The sequence below is a fragment of the Streptomyces sp. 1331.2 genome (genome assembly GCF_900199205.1).
Taxonomy (GTDB): Bacteria; Actinomycetota; Actinomycetes; order Streptomycetales; family Streptomycetaceae; genus Kitasatospora.
This window is the reverse complement of the sequence record NZ_OBMJ01000001.1, coordinates 7084675-7104008: the sequence shown is the minus strand read 5'-3', so window position 1 is coordinate 7104008 and position 19334 is coordinate 7084675. Positions and strand designations below refer to the sequence as shown.

The window sequence follows — 19334 nt, the reverse complement described above, 5'->3', positions numbered from 1 at the left end:
GTTGGGCCGACCGGCGGCCAGCCGATCGGGCGTCAGGAACCCTCGTCCGGCCCGACACGAGCGGCCGGACGGACCGATGGACGTGCACAGTCGGCCCCCTGCCGACAGCATGACAGAGTAAGCGCTCCATCACCCTGAGCAACGGGTCCAGCAGACCGCCCGGTCCGCGCGCCGGTCCGGCCGGCGGACCCGTATCGAGAGGTCCCATGATCACAACACTTCGCCGGCCGGGGTTCCCGCCGGCGGGTCTCCAGCACGCCGCGCCGAGGACGCCGGGGAGCCCGTCGTGAGAACCGACCAGCAGTCGCAGCCGGGACCGGTGACCAGCACGCGCGCCCAGCCCGCGAACAAGGCCGAGGCGCTGGCCGACTGGACCGACGGCCGGCTCGGCATCTACGCCTTGGCCAAGTCCAATCTGCGCAAGATCTTCCCGGACCACTGGTCCTTCATGCTGGGCGAGGTCGCGCTCTACACCTTCGTCATCATCATCCTGACGGGCGTCTGGCTGACCCTCTTCTTCAACCCGAGCATGGGCGAGGTCGTCTACGACGGCAGCTACGTCCCGCTCAAGGGCATCCCGATGTCCGAGGCCTACGCGTCCACGATGAGGATCAGCTTCGAGGTGCGCGGCGGCCTGCTGATGCGCCAGATCCACCACTGGGCCGCGATCGTCTTCATCGCCTCGATGTTCACGCACATGCTGCGCGTCTTCTTCACCGGCGCGTTCCGCAAGCCCCGCGAGATCAACTGGATCTTCGGGGCGCTGCTGCTGTTCCTCGGCATGTTCGACGGCTTCATGGGCTACTCGCTGCCGGACGACCTGCTCTCCGGCACCGGCATCCGCTTCATGGAGGGCGCGATCCTCGCCATCCCGATCGTCGGCACGTACCTGCAGTTCTTCATGTTCGGCGGCGAATTCCCCGGGCAGGACATCATCCCGCGACTGTTCACCGTCCACATCCTGCTGATCCCGGGGGTCATGCTCGGGCTCCTGGTGGCGCACCTGATCCTGGTCTTCTACCACAAGCACACCCAGTTCGCCGGGCCCGGCCGGACCAACCAGAACGTGGTCGGCATGCCGCTGATGCCGGTCTACATGGCCAAGGCGGGCGGCTTCTTCTTCCTGGTCTTCGGCGTGGTCGCGGCGATGTCGGCGATCGCCACGGTCAACCCGATCTGGGCGTACGGCCCGTACCGGCCCGACCAGGTCTCCACGGACGCCCAGCCGGACTGGTACATGGGCTTCTCCGAAGGCCTGATCCGCGTGATGCCCGGCTGGGAGATCAGCGTCTGGGGCGGCCACACCCTGAACCTCGGGGTGTTCATCCCGCTGATGGTCTTCCCGCTCGTGCTGCTGCTCATCTGGTGCTGGCCGTTCCTGGAGGCCTGGGTCACCGGGGACCGCGGGGAGCACCACATCGCCGACCGGCCGCGCAACGCCCCGGTCCGTACGGCCTTCGGCGCGGCCTGGGTCAGCCTCTACCTGATCCTGCTGGCCGGCGGCGGCAACGACCTGCTGGCCACCCACTTCCACCTCTCGATCAACGCGATCACCTACGCGGTGCGGGCCGGCTTCTTCGCCCTGCCGGTGATCGTCTTCGTGATCACCAAGCGGTGGTGCCTGGGCCTCCAGCGGCGGGACAAGGAGAAGGTGCTGCACGGCCGGGAGACCGGTGTCATCAAGCGGCTCCAGCACGGCGAGTTCATCGAGATCCACGAGCCGCTGCCGCAGGCCCGGCTGCACACCCTCACGGCGCACGACCAGCCGCAGCCGACGGTGCTGCCGCCCGAGGTGGACGAGAACGGCGTGGTCCGCAAGGCCGGGCTGCTGACCCGCGCGCGGGTCAAGCTGTCCCGCGGCTTCTACGGGCAGGACAGCCAGATCGCCAAGCCCACCGCGGAGGAGCACACCGAGGTCACCAGCGGCCACGGCCACCACTGATCCCGCCTCCGGGCACGACGAGGGCCCGCCGCGCCGTTGCCGGCGCGGCGGGCCCTCAGCCGTGTTCCGGGTGCGGCCTCAGCTGCGCAGGGCGGCCGGGACGACCGCGAACAGTGCGGCCGCCAGGGTGACGGAGAGGCAGAGCGCGGCCCAGCGGGTACAGAACCGGCGGCACTCGCTGCGGTAGCGGGCGGCCAGTCGGCGACAGCGCTCGACGGCGCGGTCCACGACCTCCTCGGCGTACCGAAGCCGGTCGGCGGTGTAGGCCAGTTCCAGGCTCTCCCGCTCGGCGTCGGGCAGCCAGGGGAACTGCCCGGCGAAGGCCCGGGCGTCCCGCTCGGCCGCCGCGACCTCCGCCTCCCAGGCCAGGTAGCCCTCGATCCGGGCGAACTCCGCCCGGGAACCGGCCCGGCCGCCGCTCCCGGCCGGCCGGCCCCGGCGGGGGTTCCGCGCTCTCGGCGGACGCTGTCTGCCACCCATGACCGCTCCTCGTCTGCCGTCGGGCCGTCGGGCCCTCCGGCCGCAAAAAACCTGCGGGGACGGGCCCCTGCGCGGATGCGCCGCGCGACCAGGCAACTACTATCAGCGACGAACCGCAGGTGGCAGGCGGCTCGCCACCGGCCCGTACGGCCGAAAAAACTTGCGCGCCGCGCACTCTTGCGCGTCACGCATTTTTTGGTGAGAGTAGTGGCCATGACGACGGATCGGCCCGGTCTGCGGGAACGGAAGAAGGCCGCGACGCGGGAGGCACTGAGCTGGGCGGCGCTGCGCCTGGCCGTGGAACGGGGGCTGGAGAACGTCCGGGTGGAGGACATCGCGGCCGCGGCCGGAGTTTCCCCGCGCACCTACAACAACTACTTCTCCAGCAAGGCCGAGGCGATCGTCTTCCGGCACCGCGACCGGGTCCTGCAGGCCGCCGAGGCACTGCGGGCCCGCCCGGCGGAGGAGCCGCTGTGGGAGGCGTTGACCCGCGCCCTCGCCGCACCCTTCGACGGCGCGACCGAGGATCCCGACCCGCAGTGGGTCGCCGCCGTACGGCTGCTGCTGCGCGAACCCGCGCTCCAGGCCGAGCTGGTCCGCGGCGGCGCCGCGACCCGGGCCGAGCTGGCGGCGGCGGTCGCCGCCCGGACCGGGACCGACGCCGACCGGGACCTCTACCCGAAACTGGTCGCCTCGGCCGCGCTCTCCGCGCTGCAGGTCGCCAACGAGCACTACCTGACCGCCGACCCGGTGGTTCCGTTCCTGCCGGTGTTCACCGAGGCACTCCGCCAACTCGCGGCCGGGCTGCCCGATCCGTCGGCGCACTGAACTCGCTTCGTCCAAGGGGGATTCGACATGGTCAACGATGTCGTCATCGTCGGCGCCGGCCCGGTCGGGCTGTTCCTGGCCTGCGAACTGGCGCTGGCCGGGGTCCGGCCGGAGGTGCTGGACCGGCTGCCCGCGCGCTCGGGCGCGCAGAAGGCCAACGGGCTGGTCGGGCAAGTGATCAGGCTGCTCGACCACCGTGGCCTCCACCAGCCGATCAGCGGCGCCCCGGGCGCGCCGAAGCCCGTGCCGCGCTTCGTGTTCGGCGCCTTCCCGCTGGAACTGCACCGGCTCGACCCCAACCCGCTGTACGCCGTACCGGTGCCCCAGCACCGGATCGAGGAGGTCCTGGAGCAGCGCGCCCGCGAACTGGGCGTCACCGTGCGCCGCGGCTGTGAGGTCACCGGGTTCACCCAGGACCCGTCCGGGGTGACGGTCGACTACCAGGACCCCGACGGCGAGGGGCAGTTGCACGCCCGCTACCTGGTCGGCGCGGACGGCGGCCGCAGCACCGTCCGCAAGCTCGCCGGCATCGGCTTCCCCGGCGTCACCTCGCCCGACCCGGTCTCGCGGATCGCCCACGTGCGGCCGCCCGAGGGCGCCCGGCTCACCGAGGACGGCGACGTCCTGCTGCCCGGCTGCCCGATCCCGTTCCGCCCCTTCACCCACACCCGCACCGAGCACGGCGTGTTCGTCCTCGCGCCCTTCAACCCGGACGCCGTCATGGTCGCCACCATGGAGTGGGGCGGCCCGCCGGCCGACGAGGAGACACCGCTCACCCTGGACGAACTGCGCGCCAGCATCCGCCGGGTGACCGGCGCCGACCTGGAACTCGTCCCCGCCCCGACGGCCGGCCCCTTCACTCCTCGCCGCCAGGCCGGCCACAACACCCGGCTCGCCGAGCGCTACCGGCAGGGCCGCGTCCTGTTGGTCGGCGACGCCGCGCACGTGCACGCCGCGACCGGCGGCCCGGGCCTCAACCTCGGCCTGCAGGACGCCGCCAACCTCGGCTGGAAGCTCGCCGCCGAACTGCGGGGGTGGGCCCCACCCGGCCTCCTGGACAGCTACCACCGCGAACGGCACCCGATCGGCGAGCGGGTCTTCATGCACTCGCAGGCCCAACTGGCCCTGATGGCCCCCGGCCCCGGCACCACGGCCCTGCGCGCCCTGTTCGGCGAACTGCTGTCCCACGAGGACAACCTCGGACGGATCGCCGCACTGATGGCCGGCAGCGACATCCGCTACGACACCGACTGCCCGCACCCGCTCGCCGGGCGCTTCGCACCGGACCTCGCACTCAGCACCGCCAACGGGCCCGTCCGACTCGCCGAACTCACCCGTGGCGGACGCCCGTTGCTGCTCGACCTCACCGGCGGGCAGGACCCGGACCACGCGGCGGGCTGGACGGACCGGGTGGACACCGTGGCCGCCGACTGCGCCGAGCCCCCGGCCGGCGCCCTGCTGCTGCGCCCGGACGGCTACGTGGTCTGGGCCTCGGCCGTCGGCGAACCGGACCCGGACGGGCTGAGGCGGGCGCTGCGCACCTGGTTCGGCGACCCCCGCGCCTGAGGTCGCCGCGGTCACCCTGTCCGCCGACGGGACCGGGACGTGGGGACGTGCGCCACCGGTTCCCCCGCGTCCGACGCTCCGTCAACTAGGGTCGTCGCCGGCACGTCCGGCAGGGGCGGGCCTCCACCTGACGAAACGGGGAAACGGTGCGGATCGGAATCATCGGCACGGGCATGGTCGGGCAGAAGCTGGGGAGCAAGCTGGTCGCGCTCGGCCACCAGGTGACGCTGGGCTCCCGGAGCAAGGACAACGAGAAGGGGTCGGCCTGGGCCGGACAGGCCGGCCCCGACGCCCACGCCGGGACCTTCGCCGACGCGGCCGCCTTCGGCGAGGTGGTGCTCAACGCCACCGGCGGGACGGTCGCACTGGAGGCGCTGCGGGCCGCCGGAGCGGAAAACCTCGCGGGGAAGCTGCTGATCGACGTCTCCAACCCGCTGGTGTTCGCCCCGGACGGCCAGGTGACCCTCGACCCGGTGAACACCGACAGTGTCGGCGAGCGGATCCAGCGCGAGTTCCCCGCGGCCCGGGTGGTCAAGGCGCTCAACACCGTCAACTGCGAGCTGATGGTGGAGCCGGGCCGGCTGGCCGGCGAGCACAACCTCTTCGTCGCCGGGAACGACGCGGCCGCCAAGGCCGAGACCGTCGCACTGCTCGGCGAGTTCGGCTGGCCGGCCGAGTGGATCATCGACCTCGGGGACGTCTCGGCCGCCCGGGCGATGGAGATGCTGATGCCGTTCTGGCTCCGGATGATGCGGCACTTCGGCGACGCCGAGTTCAACTACTCCTTCCGCCGCCCCGCGTGACGCGGCCGGGTCCGGCGGGCGGCGCGGGCCGCCGCCGGGCCCCGGGCGGGTGGGAGCCCGCCCGGGGGGTGGGGGAGAATGGACCCATGTCCCGACGTCCTTCCGCGCCCCGCGCCGCCGCTCCCCGGCTGCTGCCCTCCTCCCCCTGCCCGTGCGGCCTGCCCGCCGCCTACGGCGACTGCTGCGGCCGGCTGCACCGCGGCCAGGCGGCGGCCGGCACCGCCGAGGCCCTGATGCGCTCCCGGTTCAGCGCCTTCGCCGCCCAGGACGAGGCGTACCTGCTGCGCACCTGGCACCCGGACACCCGGCCCGCCGAGGTCGGCTTCGACCCGGCGCTGCGCTGGACCCGGCTGGAGGTGGTCTCCACCAGCGAGGGCGGGGCGTTCCACGCGGAGGGCACGGTCGCGTTCCGGGCGTACTGGACGGAGGGCCGCGAGGAGGGCGTGCTCACCGAGCACAGCCGCTTCGTGCGGCACGAGGGCGCCTGGGTGTACCTGGACGCCCTCTCGCTCGGCTGAGCAGCCCTACAGGTAGTCGTCCAGCCGGCCCAGGGTGAAGCCGGCCGCGGTGACGTCGTTGACGACCTTGCGCAGCAGGTCCGGCATGGTCGCCTTCCAGATGTCGGGGCCGCGGAAGTGGGTGAGGATGATGTCGCCCGGGTGGAGTTGGCGGTCGTCGTAGCGCCACTCCATGTGGTCCGGGAAGGCCTCCTCGTTCCACAGCGGCACCGCCTCCACCCCGCAGGAGGCCGCCGCGCGCAGCGTGTCGTCGTTGTACTCGCCGTACGGCGGCCGGAACAGCCGGGGGCGGACGCCGATCTGCTGCTCCAGCTGGTCCTGCTGGTTGCAGATCTCCTGGCGCTGGGTCTCGTAGTCCAGGACCTTCAGGTTGCGGTGGTTGATCGTGTGGTTGTTGATCTCCACGCCCTGGGCGTGCATGTCGCGGAAATACCCGTAGTTCTCGCGGACGAGGTAGTCGGAGACGAAGGCGCTGAACGGGACGCCCAGTTCCTCGGCCATCCGGGAGAACTCCGGGTCCTTCTCGGCGCCGTCGTCGACGGTGAGGAAGACCACCTTGTCGTCGGTCGGCACCCGGTAGACCACGGGCGGGCGGCCTTCGGCGAGCTTGACGCCCTGCACGGGGGTGAGCTGGGCCCTGGTCGCCGGGCGCGGCAGGGCCTTCAGCGGGGGACGGTCCACGCCCCACCGCTGGGCGGTCTCCAGGGCGGCCCTGGCGTTGGCCTCCTGACGGGAGACCGCCTCGCTGCTGGTCTCCTCCTCCTGCCGGGCCAGGCCGGGCAGGAGCGGTGGCGCGGCGGCGGGGGCCGCGCCCGCCCTGGCCGGCTCCGCCTTGACCGGGGCCGCCTTCGGACCGGCGGGGCCGGCCGGACCGGCGCAGCCGGCGACCACGGCGGAGAGGCAGACGGCGGCCAGCAGAGCGGTCCGTGCACCGCCCCGGCTCTGCTGACTCCCCCTCAAACCCCCGTTAATCTGACAAGCTGATGGTCTGTCCATAGCTGCACTGCTCCCCCGCCGTGCACCCCCGCCAATCCCCTCGTCACCCACCCGGGGCAACGGCACGCCGGACGCCTTGCCGTTCCTTTGCCATCCACGCCCGTCGACCGGCCGCACCGGCGGCTCGCGCCGCCCGAAAATCGATTGCGGCGCGCTGACCTGCGCGTCGATCATGCGCGCATGACGAACAACGCGCCCCGCCGACCCGACCTCTGGACGGTCACCCCGGCCGATGTGACCACGCCCGAGGCCCTGGAACTGCTGCGCGAGTACTACTACGACGTGGCCAACCGCTACTACCGCCTGCACCTCGGCCGGGAGGGCAGCCCCGAACAACTGGAAGCCGGGCTGGCCGACTCCCCCAGCGACCACCTCGCCGCCCCCGACGGCCTGTTCCTGATCGGCCGTCACGACGGCACCGCCCACGCCTGTGCCGGGCTCCGCCGGCTCGACGCCACCACCGTCGAGCTGACCCGCGTCTACGTCCGCCCCGAACTGCGCGGCACCGGCGGCGGCGCCCGCCTGCTCGCCGCCGTCGACGAGGCGGCCCGCACCCTCGGCGCCGAGCGGATCGTCCTCGACACCCGTCTCGACCTGGTCGAGGCCCGCGCGCTCTACCTCCGCAACGGCTACCGGGAGATCCCCGCCTACAACGGCGGCCCGTACGCCGAGATCTGGTACGGCAAGGAGCTCACCACCCTTGTTCAGCCGGTGAGTTGATCCCGCGGGTGGTGCGCCGGCCCGCCGGCCTACACCGCGCCGGTGCGGGCCTCCCGGCCGTCCGTCAGGGCAGCCGCCAGCTCGGCCGCGGAGGGCGGGTTGGCGCCCGGGCGGGCGACGGTCAGCGCGGCGGCCGTCACCGCGTGGGTGAGGCAGGTCGGGAGGTCGGCGCCGCTCGCGCGGGCGTGCAGCAGGGCGGCCATGAAGGAGTCCCCGGCCCCCACGGTGTCCGCGACCGGCACCGGGACGGCCGGGGCCTGCGCACGTCCGCCCTCGGCGGTGCGGGCGAACGCGCCCCCGGCGCCCAGGGTCACCGCGACCACGGAGGGCCCGAGCGACAGCCAGCGCTCGGCGACCGCCTCCGGCCGCTCGCCCGGGTAGAGCCAGGCCAGGTCCTCGTCACTCGCCTTGACCAGGTCGCTCAGCGCCACACAGCGCTCGACCCGACGGACCGCCGCCGCCCGCTCCCCCATCAGCGCGGGGCGCACATTGGGGTCGTAGCTGACCGGCGTCCGCCCGCGCCACCGCTCCACCAGCGCCAGCACCGCCGCCGCGCCCGGCTCGGTGACCGCGCCGATCGAGCCCAGGTGGATCGCGGCGGGCGCCTCGGCGAGCTCCGTCGGCGGGAGCGTCCAGCCGATGTCGAAGGTGTAGCGGGCCCGGCCCTCGCCGTCCAGCCGCACCACGGCCGAGGGCGTGCGGGCGACCTCCGCGGCCCGGACCAGCACACCCGCCGACTCCAGGTGCGAGCGGATCAGCCGGCCGTTGGCGTCCGGCCCCAGCTCGGTGAGCAGCACAGCCGGGCGGCCCAGCCGCGCCAGGCCGTACGCGACGTTCGCGGGGCTGCCGCCGGGGTGCACCCGGTCCGGGACGCCATCCGAACGGACGATGTCGGCCACGCACTCACCGATCACCAGAACGGGCGGAACGGGGCTGGTCACGGCGGCTCCTGGCATCCGGTACGCGGGCGTGCTCTCGGTCGCCAGCCTACGGGGTGCGCCGGACGAGGGACCCCGGGCGGGGCGTGCCGGACGAGGGGCGCCGGGGCCGGTGCGCCCGGGCAAAAAGTACGGCCGCCGGACCTGGCCAGATCCGGCAGCCGTGGCTCGTCCGTCAGGGGACGAAGCACTTCCGACAGTAGGGGGCGGGCGGGGGGCGCGCCATCACCGTGAGCCGTCCGGGGGACGACGGTGTGTTGTCGGGCCGGGGACCGGGCGGATCGTGCCCTCGCCGGGCCGGCGGTCGGGCCGGTGGGAGGGGCGGCCGAGGCGGCCGGGGCAGGGGTGGCGCGGGGCTCCGGGACGCTCTGAGGGCGCCGCTGGGACTGCCGGTGCACGCCCCGGCGCGCCGGTTTGCGTCCGACCGCCCCGTGTGCGCCCCTGACCGGCAGGGGCGGGTGGGGCCATGGTGGTTCCCACGGCCCGCCCGCCGCCCGGCCTGAGTCCCGGTCGGCTCGCGGGCCGTCCAACGTTCTCGCGTCCTCCCGCGTCTTCTCACGCCTTCGCCCGCGGCCGGCACCGTAACCCTTCCGGCGCAGTCTCGTTGGACCGGCCATGAAGAAGCGCAGCATGCTCGCCGTCGCCTCGCTCGCCGTGGGCGTCTTGGCCTCCCTCACCGCGCCGAGTGCGCACGCCAGCGCCGTCGGCGGGCAGGAGGGCCTGCCCGGACCGCTGAGCACCGCGCCGGACCTGGTGCCGGGCCAGGTCGGCGACGCGGGCGGTGTCGTCGGGCAGGCCACCGGTTTCGTGACCGGCTCGGCGGACGGGCTGGTCGCGGTCACGCCGGCCTGAGGAAGCGCCTCGGGCCCGGGACAGGGCCCCGCTCAGGACATCGGCGCTCCGAGGTCCTGGGTCCAGTAGGGGGTGCCGGCCGAGTTGGTCGCGAGACCGACGCCGACGTCCTTGAAGCCGCAGTCGAGCATGTTGGACTGGTGGATGCCGCCGTCCATCCAGCGGGCGAGGACCGCGGCCGGGGCGGTCGGACCACGGTCGAGGTTCTCGCCCCACTGGGACCAGCGGTAGCCGGCGGCGGTGATCCGGGCGTCGGTGCGGACGCCGTCCGGGTTCACGTGGTCGAAGAAGCCCCGGGTGGCCATGTCCTCGGAGTGCTTCTGGGCGGCGGTGTGCAGCCGGGGGTCGATCCGCAGCGGGGCGCAACCGGCCTTGGCGCGCTCGGCGTTGACCAGGTCGACCAGCTGGCGCTCCGGGCTGGGCACCGGAGCTGCCGTGACCGTACGGGTCGGGGTCGGGGTCGGCGAGGCCGTGGGCGTGGGCGTCGGCATCGGGGTCTCCGTGGGCGTCGGTGTCGCCACGGGCGTGGGGACGGTCGCCACCGGGGCGGCGACGACCGTCGGGGTGTCCAGGACGGCGGCCGGCGCACTGGGCTCCGGCGCCGCCTCCTGCGGCGCCTCGGTGTGCTGCGGCCAGACCAGCGCGAGGGTGGTCACCGCGACCGCGGCGGCCGCGCCGCTCGCCAGGACGGCCTTGCGGGCGGCGGTGCCGGCCCACCCGCCGTGTCCTCCCGCACCTCCGGCGCTTCCCGCACCGGCGTGCGCACCGGCTCCGGCGCCCGAGCCCGTACCCAGGCCGGCTCCGGTGCCGGCCCCGGCGGCGCTCTGGGCCGCGACGGTGGCCGCGGTGTGCTGGAAGTGCAGCAGCAGGGGCGAGTCGAGCGGGATCGGGACCAGGACGAGGCCGGCCAGCAGCCCTTCGGCCGGGAACAGGTCGCGGCCGAGGCCGTCGCAGGAGGCGCAGCTGCGGATGTGACGGGCGATGCGCTTGCGCCAGACCGAGTTCGGGGTGCCGTCGAAGCCGGTGGTGACCTCGGTCAGTCCGGGGCAGCGGGGGTAGGCGCCGAGCGCGCGGACGACGACGCGGCCGGCTTCGAGCTGCTTCTTCATCCGCTGGACGCGGACGGCGGTGTGCTGCGGGCTCAGGTCGAGGGCTTCGGCGAGTTCGGCGCGGGTGAGTTCGCCGGCGGCCTCCATCCACCACAGGGCGAGCAGTTCACGGTCGTCGGGGTCGAGCCAGCGGGTGGCTTCGGCGACCTCGCGGCGCTGGCCGGAGAGGCCCAGGCGCAGGATGGTGAGGTCGGTGAAGTCGGCCCGCGGGTCGGCGACCTCCCAGGTCTCGTCCAGCCCGCCGACGGTCGGCTGCTGCTGGCCGGCCGCGTGCCGGCGGCGGACCTGGTTCATGGTGATGGCGACCAGCCAGGAGCGGAACGACTCCGGGTCGCGGAGCCCGTCCAGCCCGTCCAGGGCGCGGATCATGGTCTCCTGCGCGACGTCGTCCACGTCGGCGTGGCCGCCGAGGGCGCGGCCGGCCACGTTGTAGACGAGCGGCAGCCAGGCGGCGACCAGCGCCTCCTGGGCCTGCCGGTCGCCTGCCTGCGCCGCGAGTACCAGGGTCGTTCCGGCCCTGTTCTGCACATCAGCGTTCATGGTCCGCACTCCGAATTGCCGTGTTTCCGTCCGCCGCTGCCTCCTCGGAGACCCGTGGGGAGTGATCAGATAACAACAATGTGCGCGGAATCGGAAAATCGGCCCGGTTCGGCGGCCGGATCGGGGCGCCGGCACGGGCGGGAGAGCGGTCGGGGGTCGGGGAATGGGGTCGGGAGTGGGGTCAGGGGCGGGCCTCGTCCGAGGGCGGGTCAGGCCGGAGCAGCGAACACCTGGGTCCACCACGGGCCGCCGGAACCGGTCCGCACGCCGACACCGAGCTGCTTGAACGCGCAGTTCAGGATGTTGGCGCGGTGGCCGGGGCTGTTCATCCACGCGTCCATGACGTCGGCCGGATCCTTCTGGCCGCGGGCGATGTTCTCGCCCCAGGTGCTCCAGCGGTAGCCGGTGGCCTCGATCCGGTGGTCGGCGTGGAAGCCCTCGGGGCTGGCGTGGTCGAAGTAGTTGCGGTCGGCCATGTCGTCGCTGTGCGACTGGGCCGCGCTCGCCAGCCGGGGCTCGGCGCTGACCGGTCCGCAACCGGCCTTGGCGCGCTCGGTGTTGACCAGGTCCACCACCTGCTGGGCGTACGAGGGGGACGCGCCGCCGCCCACCGGGGTGGGCGACGCGCCGGCGGTCCGCCGGGCGGTGGTCGGGGCCGCGGCGGCGGTCCGGGTTGCGCTCGCGGTCGCCTTGGCGGCGGCGGCGTCGGAGGCGCCCGCGGACGGGGTGGCGCTCGCCGCGGCCGTCGGGGAGGCCGGGGCGGTGGCAGACGGGGTGGCCGCGGCGCTCGCGGCGGCGGCAGGGTCCGTCGCCGCCGGACCGTCCGACGGCACCGGGGCGGCCGGGGCGGCGACCCCGGCGCCCGGCACCTGGATGCCCTCGTGCGTCCCGACCTCGGCGGCGATCAGCGCGTCGGCCGCCAGCGCCTGGCCCACGACGTCCCGGTCGGTCTGCTTGCCGCCGTACGCCGCGTACCCGGCACCCGCCAGCGCGGCGATCAGCCCGGTGCCCGCCACCGCCGCGACCACCGCGGTGACCGGCACCAGGGCGCCGCGCCGCCGCGCCCGACGCCCCCGGCCGGCGTGCCGCTCGGCGGCCCGCCGTGCGGCCCGGCCACCGGCGCGGCCGTGGGCTGCGCCCGGACCGTCGTCGCCTCCGCTCGCCGGGAGGATGGTCGTCCTGTCGTCGCTGTTCACGTGGTCACGCTTTCTGTTTCCGGGCCGGCTGGTCGGGTGCCGACACCTGGGAGACCCCCCGGCGGCGCGCCGATAACAGAAAGTCCGAACGAATGTCCGGCGGCTCGGTCACGGCCTCAGGATGACAGCGCGTCCGGCGCCATGTCGTAGGTGAGGAACGCCGTCCGGGTGGCGACCTGGTCGTACTTGCCGCGGGCCCGGTAGTTGGTCTCGGAGGTGATCCAGCGCACGGTGTTCCAGCCGCGCTCGGCGGCGATCTCCCGCAGCCGCGCCAGCAGCAGGTCCACCGCGCCGCCGCCGCGCACCTGCGGCGCCACGAAGAGGTCGTCCAGGAAGCAGCCGACCGCCCCGTGCAGCGGCCGGGAGAACGGCCGGTAGTGGGCCAGCCCGACCGGGCGCCCCTCGCCGTCCCGGACCAGCAGCCCGGCCAGCTCATGGGCCGGATCCATGAGCCAGGACCAGACCAGCTCGGCCTTCCCCTCCGGACCCGGATTTCGGTAGAACTCGCAGTACCCGTCGAAGAGTTCACGCCAGGCGGCGAAGTCGCCGGCCTCGGGCGCGCCGACGCTCCAGCGGGCGGTGGGGGTGTCGCTCATCTCGGTCTCCCTCAGGGTCAGGACGTCGTGATGGCCTCAGCATGACGCCCCGTCGACCCCCGGCCGATCTCCACCCCGGCCAACAACGGCAGCCCCGTACTCCACTCCGGCACCTGGCCGCCAGGGCCTGCCGCCGCACGGACGGGTACGGGTCTGCGCCCAGCATGCGGGGCCGCGGTGCGCGGGGCGAGCGGAGGGGGAGGCGGCGGTACCGCGCCCGGGGGCGGTCAGGGCGTGCGGCGGGTGGGGTGGGCGCGGATGCTGGGGGTGGAGGAGGTGGTGTGGTGGCGGGCCTGTGGCGGTTGGCGGTGGTGTCCCGGGAGGTGGCGGCGGAGCCGGGGCGGCGGGCGAAGACGGGGTTGTTGGCCGGGTGCCTGCGGGAGTTGGGGCCCGTGGAGGGGCCGGCTGCGGTGGCGCTGCTGTCCGGGGAGTCGCAGCGGTTGCGGACGGGGATCGGGCCGGCGGCGCTGCGCGGGTTGCCCGGGCCGGCGGCGGAGCCTTCGCTCGGGGTACGGGAGGTGGAACGCGAGCTGGAGCGGATCGCGGGGGTGCACGGGGCCGGGGCGCAGGCGGAGCGGCGGCGGCTGCTGGACGGGCTGTTCGCGCGGGCGACCGCGGTGGAGCAGGGCTTCCTGCGGGCGGTGCTGGTCGGGGACCTGCGGCAGGGGGCGCTGGACGCGGTGGTCGGGGACGCCGTGGCGCAGGCGGCGGGGGTGCCCGCGGCGGCGGTGCGACGGGCGCTGATGTTCCGGGGTTCGGCGCGGGCGGTGGCGGAGGCGGCGCTGACCGGCGGGGAGGCAGCGTTGGCGGCGTTCCGGCTGGAGGTGGGGCGGGCGGTGCGCCCGATGCTGGCCGCCTCCGCGCCGGACGTGGCCTCGGCGCTGGAGCGCACCGGTCCGGCCGCGCTGGAGTGGAAGCTGGACGGGATCCGGGTGCAGGTGCACCGGGACGGGAACGAGGTCGCGGTGTTCACCCGCAGCCTGGACGACATCACCGCGCGCGTGCCCGAGGTGGCCGAGGCCGCGCTCGCCCTGCCGCTGCGCTCGGCGGTGCTGGACGGCGAGGCGATCGCGCTCGGCCCGGACGGGCGGCCGCGCCCGTTCCAGGAGACCGCCGCGCGCACCGCCTCGCGGCGCGATCCGCAGCGGTTGCGCGCCGAAGTCCCGCTCGACGCCTACTTCTTCGACCTGCTGCACCGCGACGGCGAGGACCTGGTGGACCGTCCGGGGCGGGAGCGCTGGGCGGCGCTGGCCGAGGTGGTCCCGCCGCGCCTGCGGGTGGCCCGCACCGAGACCGGGGACCGCGAGCGGGCGCTGGCCTTCTTCCGCGACACGCTGGCGCTCGGCCACGAGGGTGTCCTCGTCAAGGACCCGGCGGCCGGGTACGCGGCCGGGCGGCGCGGAATCGGCTGGATCAAGGTGAAGCCCCGGCTGACGCTCGACCTGGTCGTGCTGGCCGCCGAATGGGGCAGCGGGCGGCGGCGCGGCTTCCTCAGCAACCTGCACCTGGGCGCCCGGGCGGCGGGCGAGCCGGGGCTCGGCCCGTGGGTGATGCTCGGCAAGACCTTCAAGGGCCTCACCGACGCGACGCTGGCCTGGCAGACGGCGGAACTGCTGGCCCGGGAGACCGAGCGGGACGACTGGACGGTGCGGGTCCGCCCGGAACTGGTGGTCGAGATCGCCTTCGACGGCCTGCAGCGCAGCTCCCGCTACCCCGCCGGGCTCGCCCTGCGGTTCGCCCGGGTGGTGCGCTACCGGCCGGACAAGGGCGCCGCCGAGGCCGACACCGTCGCGACCGTACGGGAGATCGCCGCCGCCGAGGGGCTGTGAGGGGGGCCGCGGGGGCCGTGAGCGGGGCCGTTTGGCGGGGTGGCGTCAATTCAAACCTCCTCGCACCGCCCGAGTGCTGCGACGGGGACGTTATCGGCCATTCTCGACAATCCCGCCACCGCCCACTCCGTGGACGGAGCAGCGGCGGTTAGGTTGGCAATGACAACGAGAGGCCGCCGCCGGCCGCCGGCGGCGCACTGGCGAGAGGTGCCCGACCATGCAGGTGAGCGTCGACCGGGACCGCTGCTGCAGCTCCGGAATGTGCGTCACGAACGTTCCCGAGGTCTTCGACCAGGACGATCGGGACAGCCTGGTGAGACTCCGTCAAACCACCTTCAGGCCCGAGCAGTTCGCCGACCTTCGGCTGGCCGCCGAGCTCTGCCCGGGCGGCGCCATCACCGTCACCGAGGACGAGCCCGCCACGGTCGCGGACTGAAGCACCACCACCGACACCCCCACCCGGAGAGCACCGCTACGCAAGGAGACCCCACCTTGACGAGCACACCCACCGCCCCCGCCGTCCCGATGCCGGCCCCGCACTCGGCCGGCTGCCCGTTCGCCCCGCCGCCCGCCTACACCGAGGCGGCCGCCGCCGGCACCATGACCCGGGCCGTCCTGCCCGGGGGCGAGTCCTGCTGGCTGGCCACCGGCTACGCCGAGGTCCGCACCATCCTGTCCGACCGCCGCTTCAGCGCGGACGTGCGCCACCCGAACTTCCCGCTGCTGCTGCCCGGCCGCCGCGAGGTCATCGCCAAGAACCCGAGCTTCCTGCGGCTGGACGACCCCGAGCACGCCCGGCTGCGCCGGATGGTCACCGGGGACTTCCTGGTCAAGCGGGTCGAGGCGATGCGCCCGGACATCCAGCAGATCGTCGACGAGACGCTGGACCGGATGACCGAGGGCCGTACCGAGGCCGACCTGGTCGCCGACTTCGCGCTGCCCGTCCCCTCGCTGGTGATCTGCCTGCTGCTCGGAGTCCCGTACGAGGACCGCGAGTTCTTCCAGAGCATCAGCCGGACGCTGCTCAGCAACACCGGCACGATCGAGGGGCTCCAGAAGGCCCAGGAGGAGCTGCTGCAGTACCTGGAGGGGCTGACGGCCCGCAAACGGGAGCGGCCGGAGGACGACATCCTCAGCCGGCTCGCCGCCCGGGACGACCTCACCCTGCGCGAGGCCGCCAACACCGGCATCCTGCTGCTGATCGCCGGGCACGAGACCACCGCGAACATGATCTCGCTCTCCACCGCCCTGCTCCTGGACCGGCCCGAGCAGGTCGCCAGGCTGGCCGACCCGGCCGCGGTGCCCGGCGCGGTGGAGGAACTGCTGCGCCACCTCACCATCGTCCACACCGGGCTGCCCCGGGTGGCCCTGGAGGACGTGGAGCTGGGCGGGACGACGGTCAAGGCCGGGGAGGGCGTGATCGCGATGCTCTCCACCGCCAACCAGGACGAGGCGGTGTTCGGCGGCGCCGGCCACCGGCCCGTCGAGGAGGTGGACCTGGACCGGGACGCCCGGCGGCACCTGGCCTTCGGCTTCGGCGTGCACCAGTGCCTCGGCCAGCCGCTGGCCCGGGCCGAGCTGCAGATCGCCCTGGCCACCCTGTTCCGCCGGCTGCCCGGGCTGCGGCTGAGCAGGCCCGGCGAGGAGCCGGCGTTCCGGACGGACTCGTTCATCTACGGCATGCGGTCGCTGTCCGTCACCTGGTGACCCCACCCTGGCGGGCCCCGGGTGCCGGCCCGCGACGCGGCGGCACCCGGTGGTCATCCAGGCGGAGATCCGGCCGTGGTCCGGCGCTGGTCCGGCGGTCACGCAGTGGTCACCCGGCTGGCCCCGGCGCCGGGGCGGGGGCAGGCTGGAAGGGCGAAAGAGCCACCCGGTCCCGCCGCGCCCGCGCCCGGCGCGCCCGGACCGACCGAGGAGACGGAGCCCGCGATGACCGACATGAGCGAACGGTTCGAGGTGAGCACCGACAGCGACGACGACGTCCGCGCCGCCGACCCGGAGGAAGGCATCACGTCGATGCAGAACCTGCACGCGCAGGACACCTCCCAGGCGGAGGGCGACGCGATGCTGGACGAACCCGGCAAACTCGACTGACCGTCCGCCGACCACTGACGTCCGTACTCGACCGCCCGGTGGGACCGGGCGGTCGCCGCGACCGCAGGTGTCGCTGCTCCGGCGGCGGCTCACCGGCGGGGGAGGATAGGCGCATGACCGAACACGACCAAGGCAATCAGCAGGCCCGGCCGCCCGCAGACCCGCGCGCGTCGTGGGCGACCTGGACCACGCAGTCGATCATCAGCGGCCCGGGAGGGGTCACCACCAGCGAGGTCGGCCCGATCTCCGGCGACCTCACCGTGCACACCACCTGGGTGGACGGCGAGGCGCGGCTGACCGTGCAGTACACCGGCGCCCTGGACTGGTACACGGTGGCCGGCAGCCCGGTGCCGGCGGCCGACGAGACCACCGCGCGGGCCATCCACCAGGCGATGGTGAACGGGGTCAAGGCGGGCCGGGGCGCGGGCGCCCCGACGCCGCCGGCGCCCTGACCAGGGCCCGTCCTACGTCGCGTCCCCGGGCTCCGGCGTGTCCCCGGGCTCCGGCAGTCTCCCGCCCTTCACCACCGGCGCGGCCGCGGCCCAGTAGGCGCGGTCCGCCGGCGGGCGGGAGCGCAGGTCCACCCGGACCTCCTCGGCCAGCCGGCGGGTTTCACGCCGGTTCATCGTGGCGCCGATGCCGGCGCCGACCAGCAGCGGCATCAGCGCGGGCAGGTGGCGCAGCGAGCTGCGGGTGAGGCGGCGGCGCACCTGCTGGCGCACCTCCGCGCCGATGGCCAGCGCGGCGAAGCCGGCGGGCCGGACCAGCAGCGTCGCGTCGATCCCGCGGCGGTTGGCCCATGCGCCGAGGTAGGCGCCCGCCCGCTGGGTGACACTGCCCTGCGCGGGGAAGCCGTAGACCTCGTGCAGCTCGGCGATCAGCTTGATCTCCACGGCTGCCACAGCGAGCGTCTCGGCCGCGATCTCCACCGGCATCGCGGGCGGCACCGGCATCATCGCCGCCGCGCCGACACCTGCCCCGAGCGCGCCGGAGGCCCGGACGGCGCCGGTGACCAGCAGGTCGGCCAACTGCTCCGGGGAGGCCGCGCCCGGGTGCTGGGCCCGCAGGGTGGCGAGGCCTCGCACCGGGATCCGCGGGGCGGCCTGCACCAGCTGCTCGGCGAGGGCTTTGCCGCCGTACGCGGCGCCCCGGGCGGTGGCCCGCCCGCCGTGGCCGAGCAGCCGGGCGGCGTGCAGCACCACGGCGCGGCCGCGGCCCTCCCGCTGCCCGGCGCGGGCGGCGAGCGGGCCGCCGCGCCCGGGCTGCTCGGGGTGCTCGGACTCCTCGACGAGTTCGGCGAGCTGCTCGCCGAGGTCCGGTTCGGGGGTCGGCCGGGAACGCCCCGGCCTGCGGAAGACTGCCATGGGGATCACGTACCCCCTGGGCCGGCGGGCTACGCGGTGACCGCCGCCGAGTCGGTGACCTCCACCCCGTGCCAGAAGGCCACCCGGCCGCGCACGTGCTCGGCCTCGGGCTTCGGGTCGGCGTAGAACCAGACGGCGTCCGGGTTGGTCTGCCCGTCGACCTCCAGGGTGTAGTAGCCCGCGGTGCCCTTCCAACTGCACACCGTGGTCGTCTCGGAGGGCCGCAGGTACTCCGCGCGGACCGACTCGACCGGGAAGTAGTGGTTGCCCTCGACGACGATGGTGTCCTCGCTCTCGGCGATGACGACGCCCTGCCAACTCGCTGTGATCATGTGGAGATTGTGCCCGAGGCGGGCGCGCCGTGGCCAGCAGTTCGTCGGGGCAGCGGTGCGTCAGGGCAGCGGGTGCGCGTGGACCGGCAGGTGCGGGGTCTGGTGGCCGCCGCTGGCGAGCATCCGGACCTCGCCGGAGTCGCTGATCTCGGCGCGGACGATGCCGCTCTCGTCCTCGTACACCGGGTGGCCGCCGGGGCCGGTCGCACTGGTCCGGGTGACCACCACGACGTCCTGCGGGGCCTGGGTGCCGGGGGTGCCGGGGAAGGTGAGGGCGTAACGATTGGCGGGGTTCATCTCCTGCTCCCTGCTCCCTGCTGTCCGCGTCCGACGGCGGCTGTCCGCGTCCGACGGCGCTACCCGGCTGACTCGACGACCTCGACGGCCCGGGGGTGCGAGCCGCGGACCTCCAGCTCTCCGAGCAGCCGGGCGGTGGCCTCGGCGATCGCGTCCACGGCCCGGTCGAAGGCCTCCCGGTTGTGCGCCGCCGGGGCGCGGAACCCGGAGACCTTGCGGACGTACTGCAACGCGGCGGCGTGGAAGTCGTCCTCGTCGGCGTCGGGCGTGACGGGCGGTCGCAGCGTCTTGATGTTGCGGCACATGCCCCCAGTCTCGCGCGCGCAGGCCC

22 protein-coding genes are annotated in these 19334 nt (G+C 74.6%); 12 read left to right on the top strand and 10 right to left on the bottom strand.

Features of this window, described 5'->3' with window-relative positions; genetic code table 11:
* Positions 1-319: 319 nt before the first annotated feature.
* Entirely contained in the window at positions 320-1942 is a 1623-nt protein-coding gene (gene qcrB / locus CRP52_RS30840) for a cytochrome bc1 complex cytochrome b subunit (protein WP_097240474.1), read from the top strand.
* Positions 1943-2020: 78 nt separating this feature from the next.
* On the opposite strand, the gene CRP52_RS30835 is transcribed toward qcrB, so the two are convergent.
* Positions 2021-2422 carry a cytochrome C oxidase subunit I gene (locus CRP52_RS30835; RefSeq protein WP_097239384.1) on the bottom strand — a complete coding sequence of 134 codons (402 nt, stop codon included), beginning with the start codon at positions 2420-2422 and terminating at the stop codon, positions 2021-2023.
* A gap of 213 nt (positions 2423-2635) precedes the next feature.
* Between CRP52_RS30835 and CRP52_RS30830 the strand changes: the two genes are divergently transcribed.
* The 4 genes from CRP52_RS30830 (at position 2636) to CRP52_RS30815 (ending at position 6137) form a co-directional block, all read left to right on the top strand.
* Entirely contained in the window at positions 2636-3250 is a 615-nt protein-coding gene (locus CRP52_RS30830; RefSeq protein ID WP_097239383.1) for an acyl-CoA-like ligand-binding transcription factor, read from the top strand.
* A 27-nt stretch (positions 3251-3277) separates the two neighbouring features.
* Positions 3278-4816 carry an FAD-dependent monooxygenase gene (locus CRP52_RS30825; protein ID WP_097239382.1) on the top strand — a complete coding sequence of 513 codons (1539 nt, stop codon included), beginning with the start codon at positions 3278-3280 and terminating at the stop codon, positions 4814-4816.
* Positions 4817-4962: 146 nt separating this feature from the next.
* Positions 4963-5619: an NADPH-dependent F420 reductase gene (locus tag CRP52_RS30820; RefSeq protein ID WP_097239381.1), complete on the top strand. Its 657-nt coding sequence runs from the start codon at positions 4963-4965 to the stop codon at positions 5617-5619.
* A gap of 86 nt (positions 5620-5705) precedes the next feature.
* Positions 5706-6137, top strand: coding sequence for a YchJ family protein (locus CRP52_RS30815; protein WP_097239380.1), 432 nt, complete (start codon positions 5706-5708; stop codon positions 6135-6137).
* A gap of 6 nt (positions 6138-6143) precedes the next feature.
* Here CRP52_RS30815 and CRP52_RS30810 read toward each other — a convergent pair whose 3' ends face one another.
* Positions 6144-7097, bottom strand: a complete 954-nt coding sequence (locus tag CRP52_RS30810) for a polysaccharide deacetylase family protein (protein ID WP_257032936.1) — start codon at positions 7095-7097, stop codon at positions 6144-6146.
* Positions 7098-7313: 216 nt separating this feature from the next.
* Here CRP52_RS30810 and CRP52_RS30805 point away from each other — a divergent pair, with 216 nt between their 5' ends.
* On the top strand, positions 7314-7853 hold the full coding sequence (locus CRP52_RS30805; protein WP_097239379.1) for a GNAT family N-acetyltransferase: 540 nt from the start codon (positions 7314-7316) through the stop codon (positions 7851-7853).
* Positions 7854-7882: 29 nt separating this feature from the next.
* Here CRP52_RS30805 and CRP52_RS30800 read toward each other — a convergent pair whose 3' ends face one another.
* Positions 7883-8794: a carbohydrate kinase family protein gene (locus tag CRP52_RS30800; RefSeq protein WP_257032935.1), complete on the bottom strand. Its 912-nt coding sequence runs from the start codon at positions 8792-8794 to the stop codon at positions 7883-7885.
* A 612-nt stretch (positions 8795-9406) separates the two neighbouring features.
* Between CRP52_RS30800 and CRP52_RS30795 the strand changes: the two genes are divergently transcribed.
* The gene (locus tag CRP52_RS30795; RefSeq protein WP_097239377.1) at positions 9407-9643 is read left to right on the top strand and encodes a hypothetical protein; all 237 of its coding nucleotides are present in this window, start codon (positions 9407-9409) and stop codon (positions 9641-9643) included.
* A gap of 32 nt (positions 9644-9675) precedes the next feature.
* Here the strand turns inward: CRP52_RS30795 and CRP52_RS30790 are convergent, their stop codons facing one another.
* The 3 genes from CRP52_RS30790 to CRP52_RS30780 form a co-directional block, all read right to left on the bottom strand.
* Entirely contained in the window at positions 9676-11292 is a 1617-nt protein-coding gene (locus CRP52_RS30790) for a sigma-70 family RNA polymerase sigma factor (RefSeq protein ID WP_097240472.1), read from the bottom strand.
* 209 nt (positions 11293-11501) lie between these two features.
* Positions 11502-12488, bottom strand: a complete 987-nt coding sequence (locus CRP52_RS30785) for a CAP domain-containing protein (RefSeq protein ID WP_097239376.1) — start codon at positions 12486-12488, stop codon at positions 11502-11504.
* 116 nt (positions 12489-12604) lie between these two features.
* Positions 12605-13084 (bottom strand): GNAT family N-acetyltransferase, encoded by a 480-nt coding sequence (locus CRP52_RS30780; protein WP_097239375.1) that lies wholly within the window; start codon positions 13082-13084, stop codon positions 12605-12607.
* A 281-nt stretch (positions 13085-13365) separates the two neighbouring features.
* Here CRP52_RS30780 and CRP52_RS30775 point away from each other — a divergent pair, with 281 nt between their 5' ends.
* The 5 genes from CRP52_RS30775 to CRP52_RS30760 all read left to right on the top strand — a co-directional run bounded on the left by CRP52_RS30775 (position 13366) and on the right by CRP52_RS30760 (position 17462).
* The gene (locus CRP52_RS30775) at positions 13366-14913 is read left to right on the top strand and encodes an ATP-dependent DNA ligase (protein ID WP_257032934.1); all 1548 of its coding nucleotides are present in this window, start codon (positions 13366-13368) and stop codon (positions 14911-14913) included.
* 217 nt (positions 14914-15130) lie between these two features.
* A complete protein-coding gene (locus tag CRP52_RS30770; protein ID WP_097239373.1) occupies positions 15131-15349 on the top strand; it encodes a ferredoxin in 219 nt (72 codons plus the stop codon).
* 89 nt (positions 15350-15438) lie between these two features.
* Positions 15439-16620: a cytochrome P450 gene (locus tag CRP52_RS30765; RefSeq protein ID WP_097240471.1), complete on the top strand. Its 1182-nt coding sequence runs from the start codon at positions 15439-15441 to the stop codon at positions 16618-16620.
* Positions 16621-16845: 225 nt separating this feature from the next.
* Entirely contained in the window at positions 16846-17010 is a 165-nt protein-coding gene (locus tag CRP52_RS38590; protein WP_179852969.1) for a hypothetical protein, read from the top strand.
* 113 nt (positions 17011-17123) lie between these two features.
* Positions 17124-17462 (top strand): hypothetical protein, encoded by a 339-nt coding sequence (locus CRP52_RS30760; protein WP_097239372.1) that lies wholly within the window; start codon positions 17124-17126, stop codon positions 17460-17462.
* 12 nt (positions 17463-17474) lie between these two features.
* Here CRP52_RS30760 and CRP52_RS30755 read toward each other — a convergent pair whose 3' ends face one another.
* The 4 genes from CRP52_RS30755 to CRP52_RS30740 are packed head-to-tail and all read right to left on the bottom strand — an operon-like array spanning position 17475 to position 19308.
* Positions 17475-18374 carry a hypothetical protein gene (locus CRP52_RS30755; RefSeq protein ID WP_097239371.1) on the bottom strand — a complete coding sequence of 300 codons (900 nt, stop codon included), beginning with the start codon at positions 18372-18374 and terminating at the stop codon, positions 17475-17477.
* 29 nt (positions 18375-18403) lie between these two features.
* Positions 18404-18706: a DUF427 domain-containing protein gene (locus tag CRP52_RS30750; protein WP_097239370.1), complete on the bottom strand. Its 303-nt coding sequence runs from the start codon at positions 18704-18706 to the stop codon at positions 18404-18406.
* Between the two features lie 60 nt (positions 18707-18766).
* On the bottom strand, positions 18767-19003 hold the full coding sequence (locus CRP52_RS30745; RefSeq protein ID WP_097239369.1) for a DUF6296 family protein: 237 nt from the start codon (positions 19001-19003) through the stop codon (positions 18767-18769).
* Between the two features lie 59 nt (positions 19004-19062).
* Positions 19063-19308, bottom strand: coding sequence for a DUF2277 domain-containing protein (locus CRP52_RS30740; protein ID WP_097239368.1), 246 nt, complete (start codon positions 19306-19308; stop codon positions 19063-19065).
* Positions 19309-19334 lie beyond the last annotated feature (26 nt).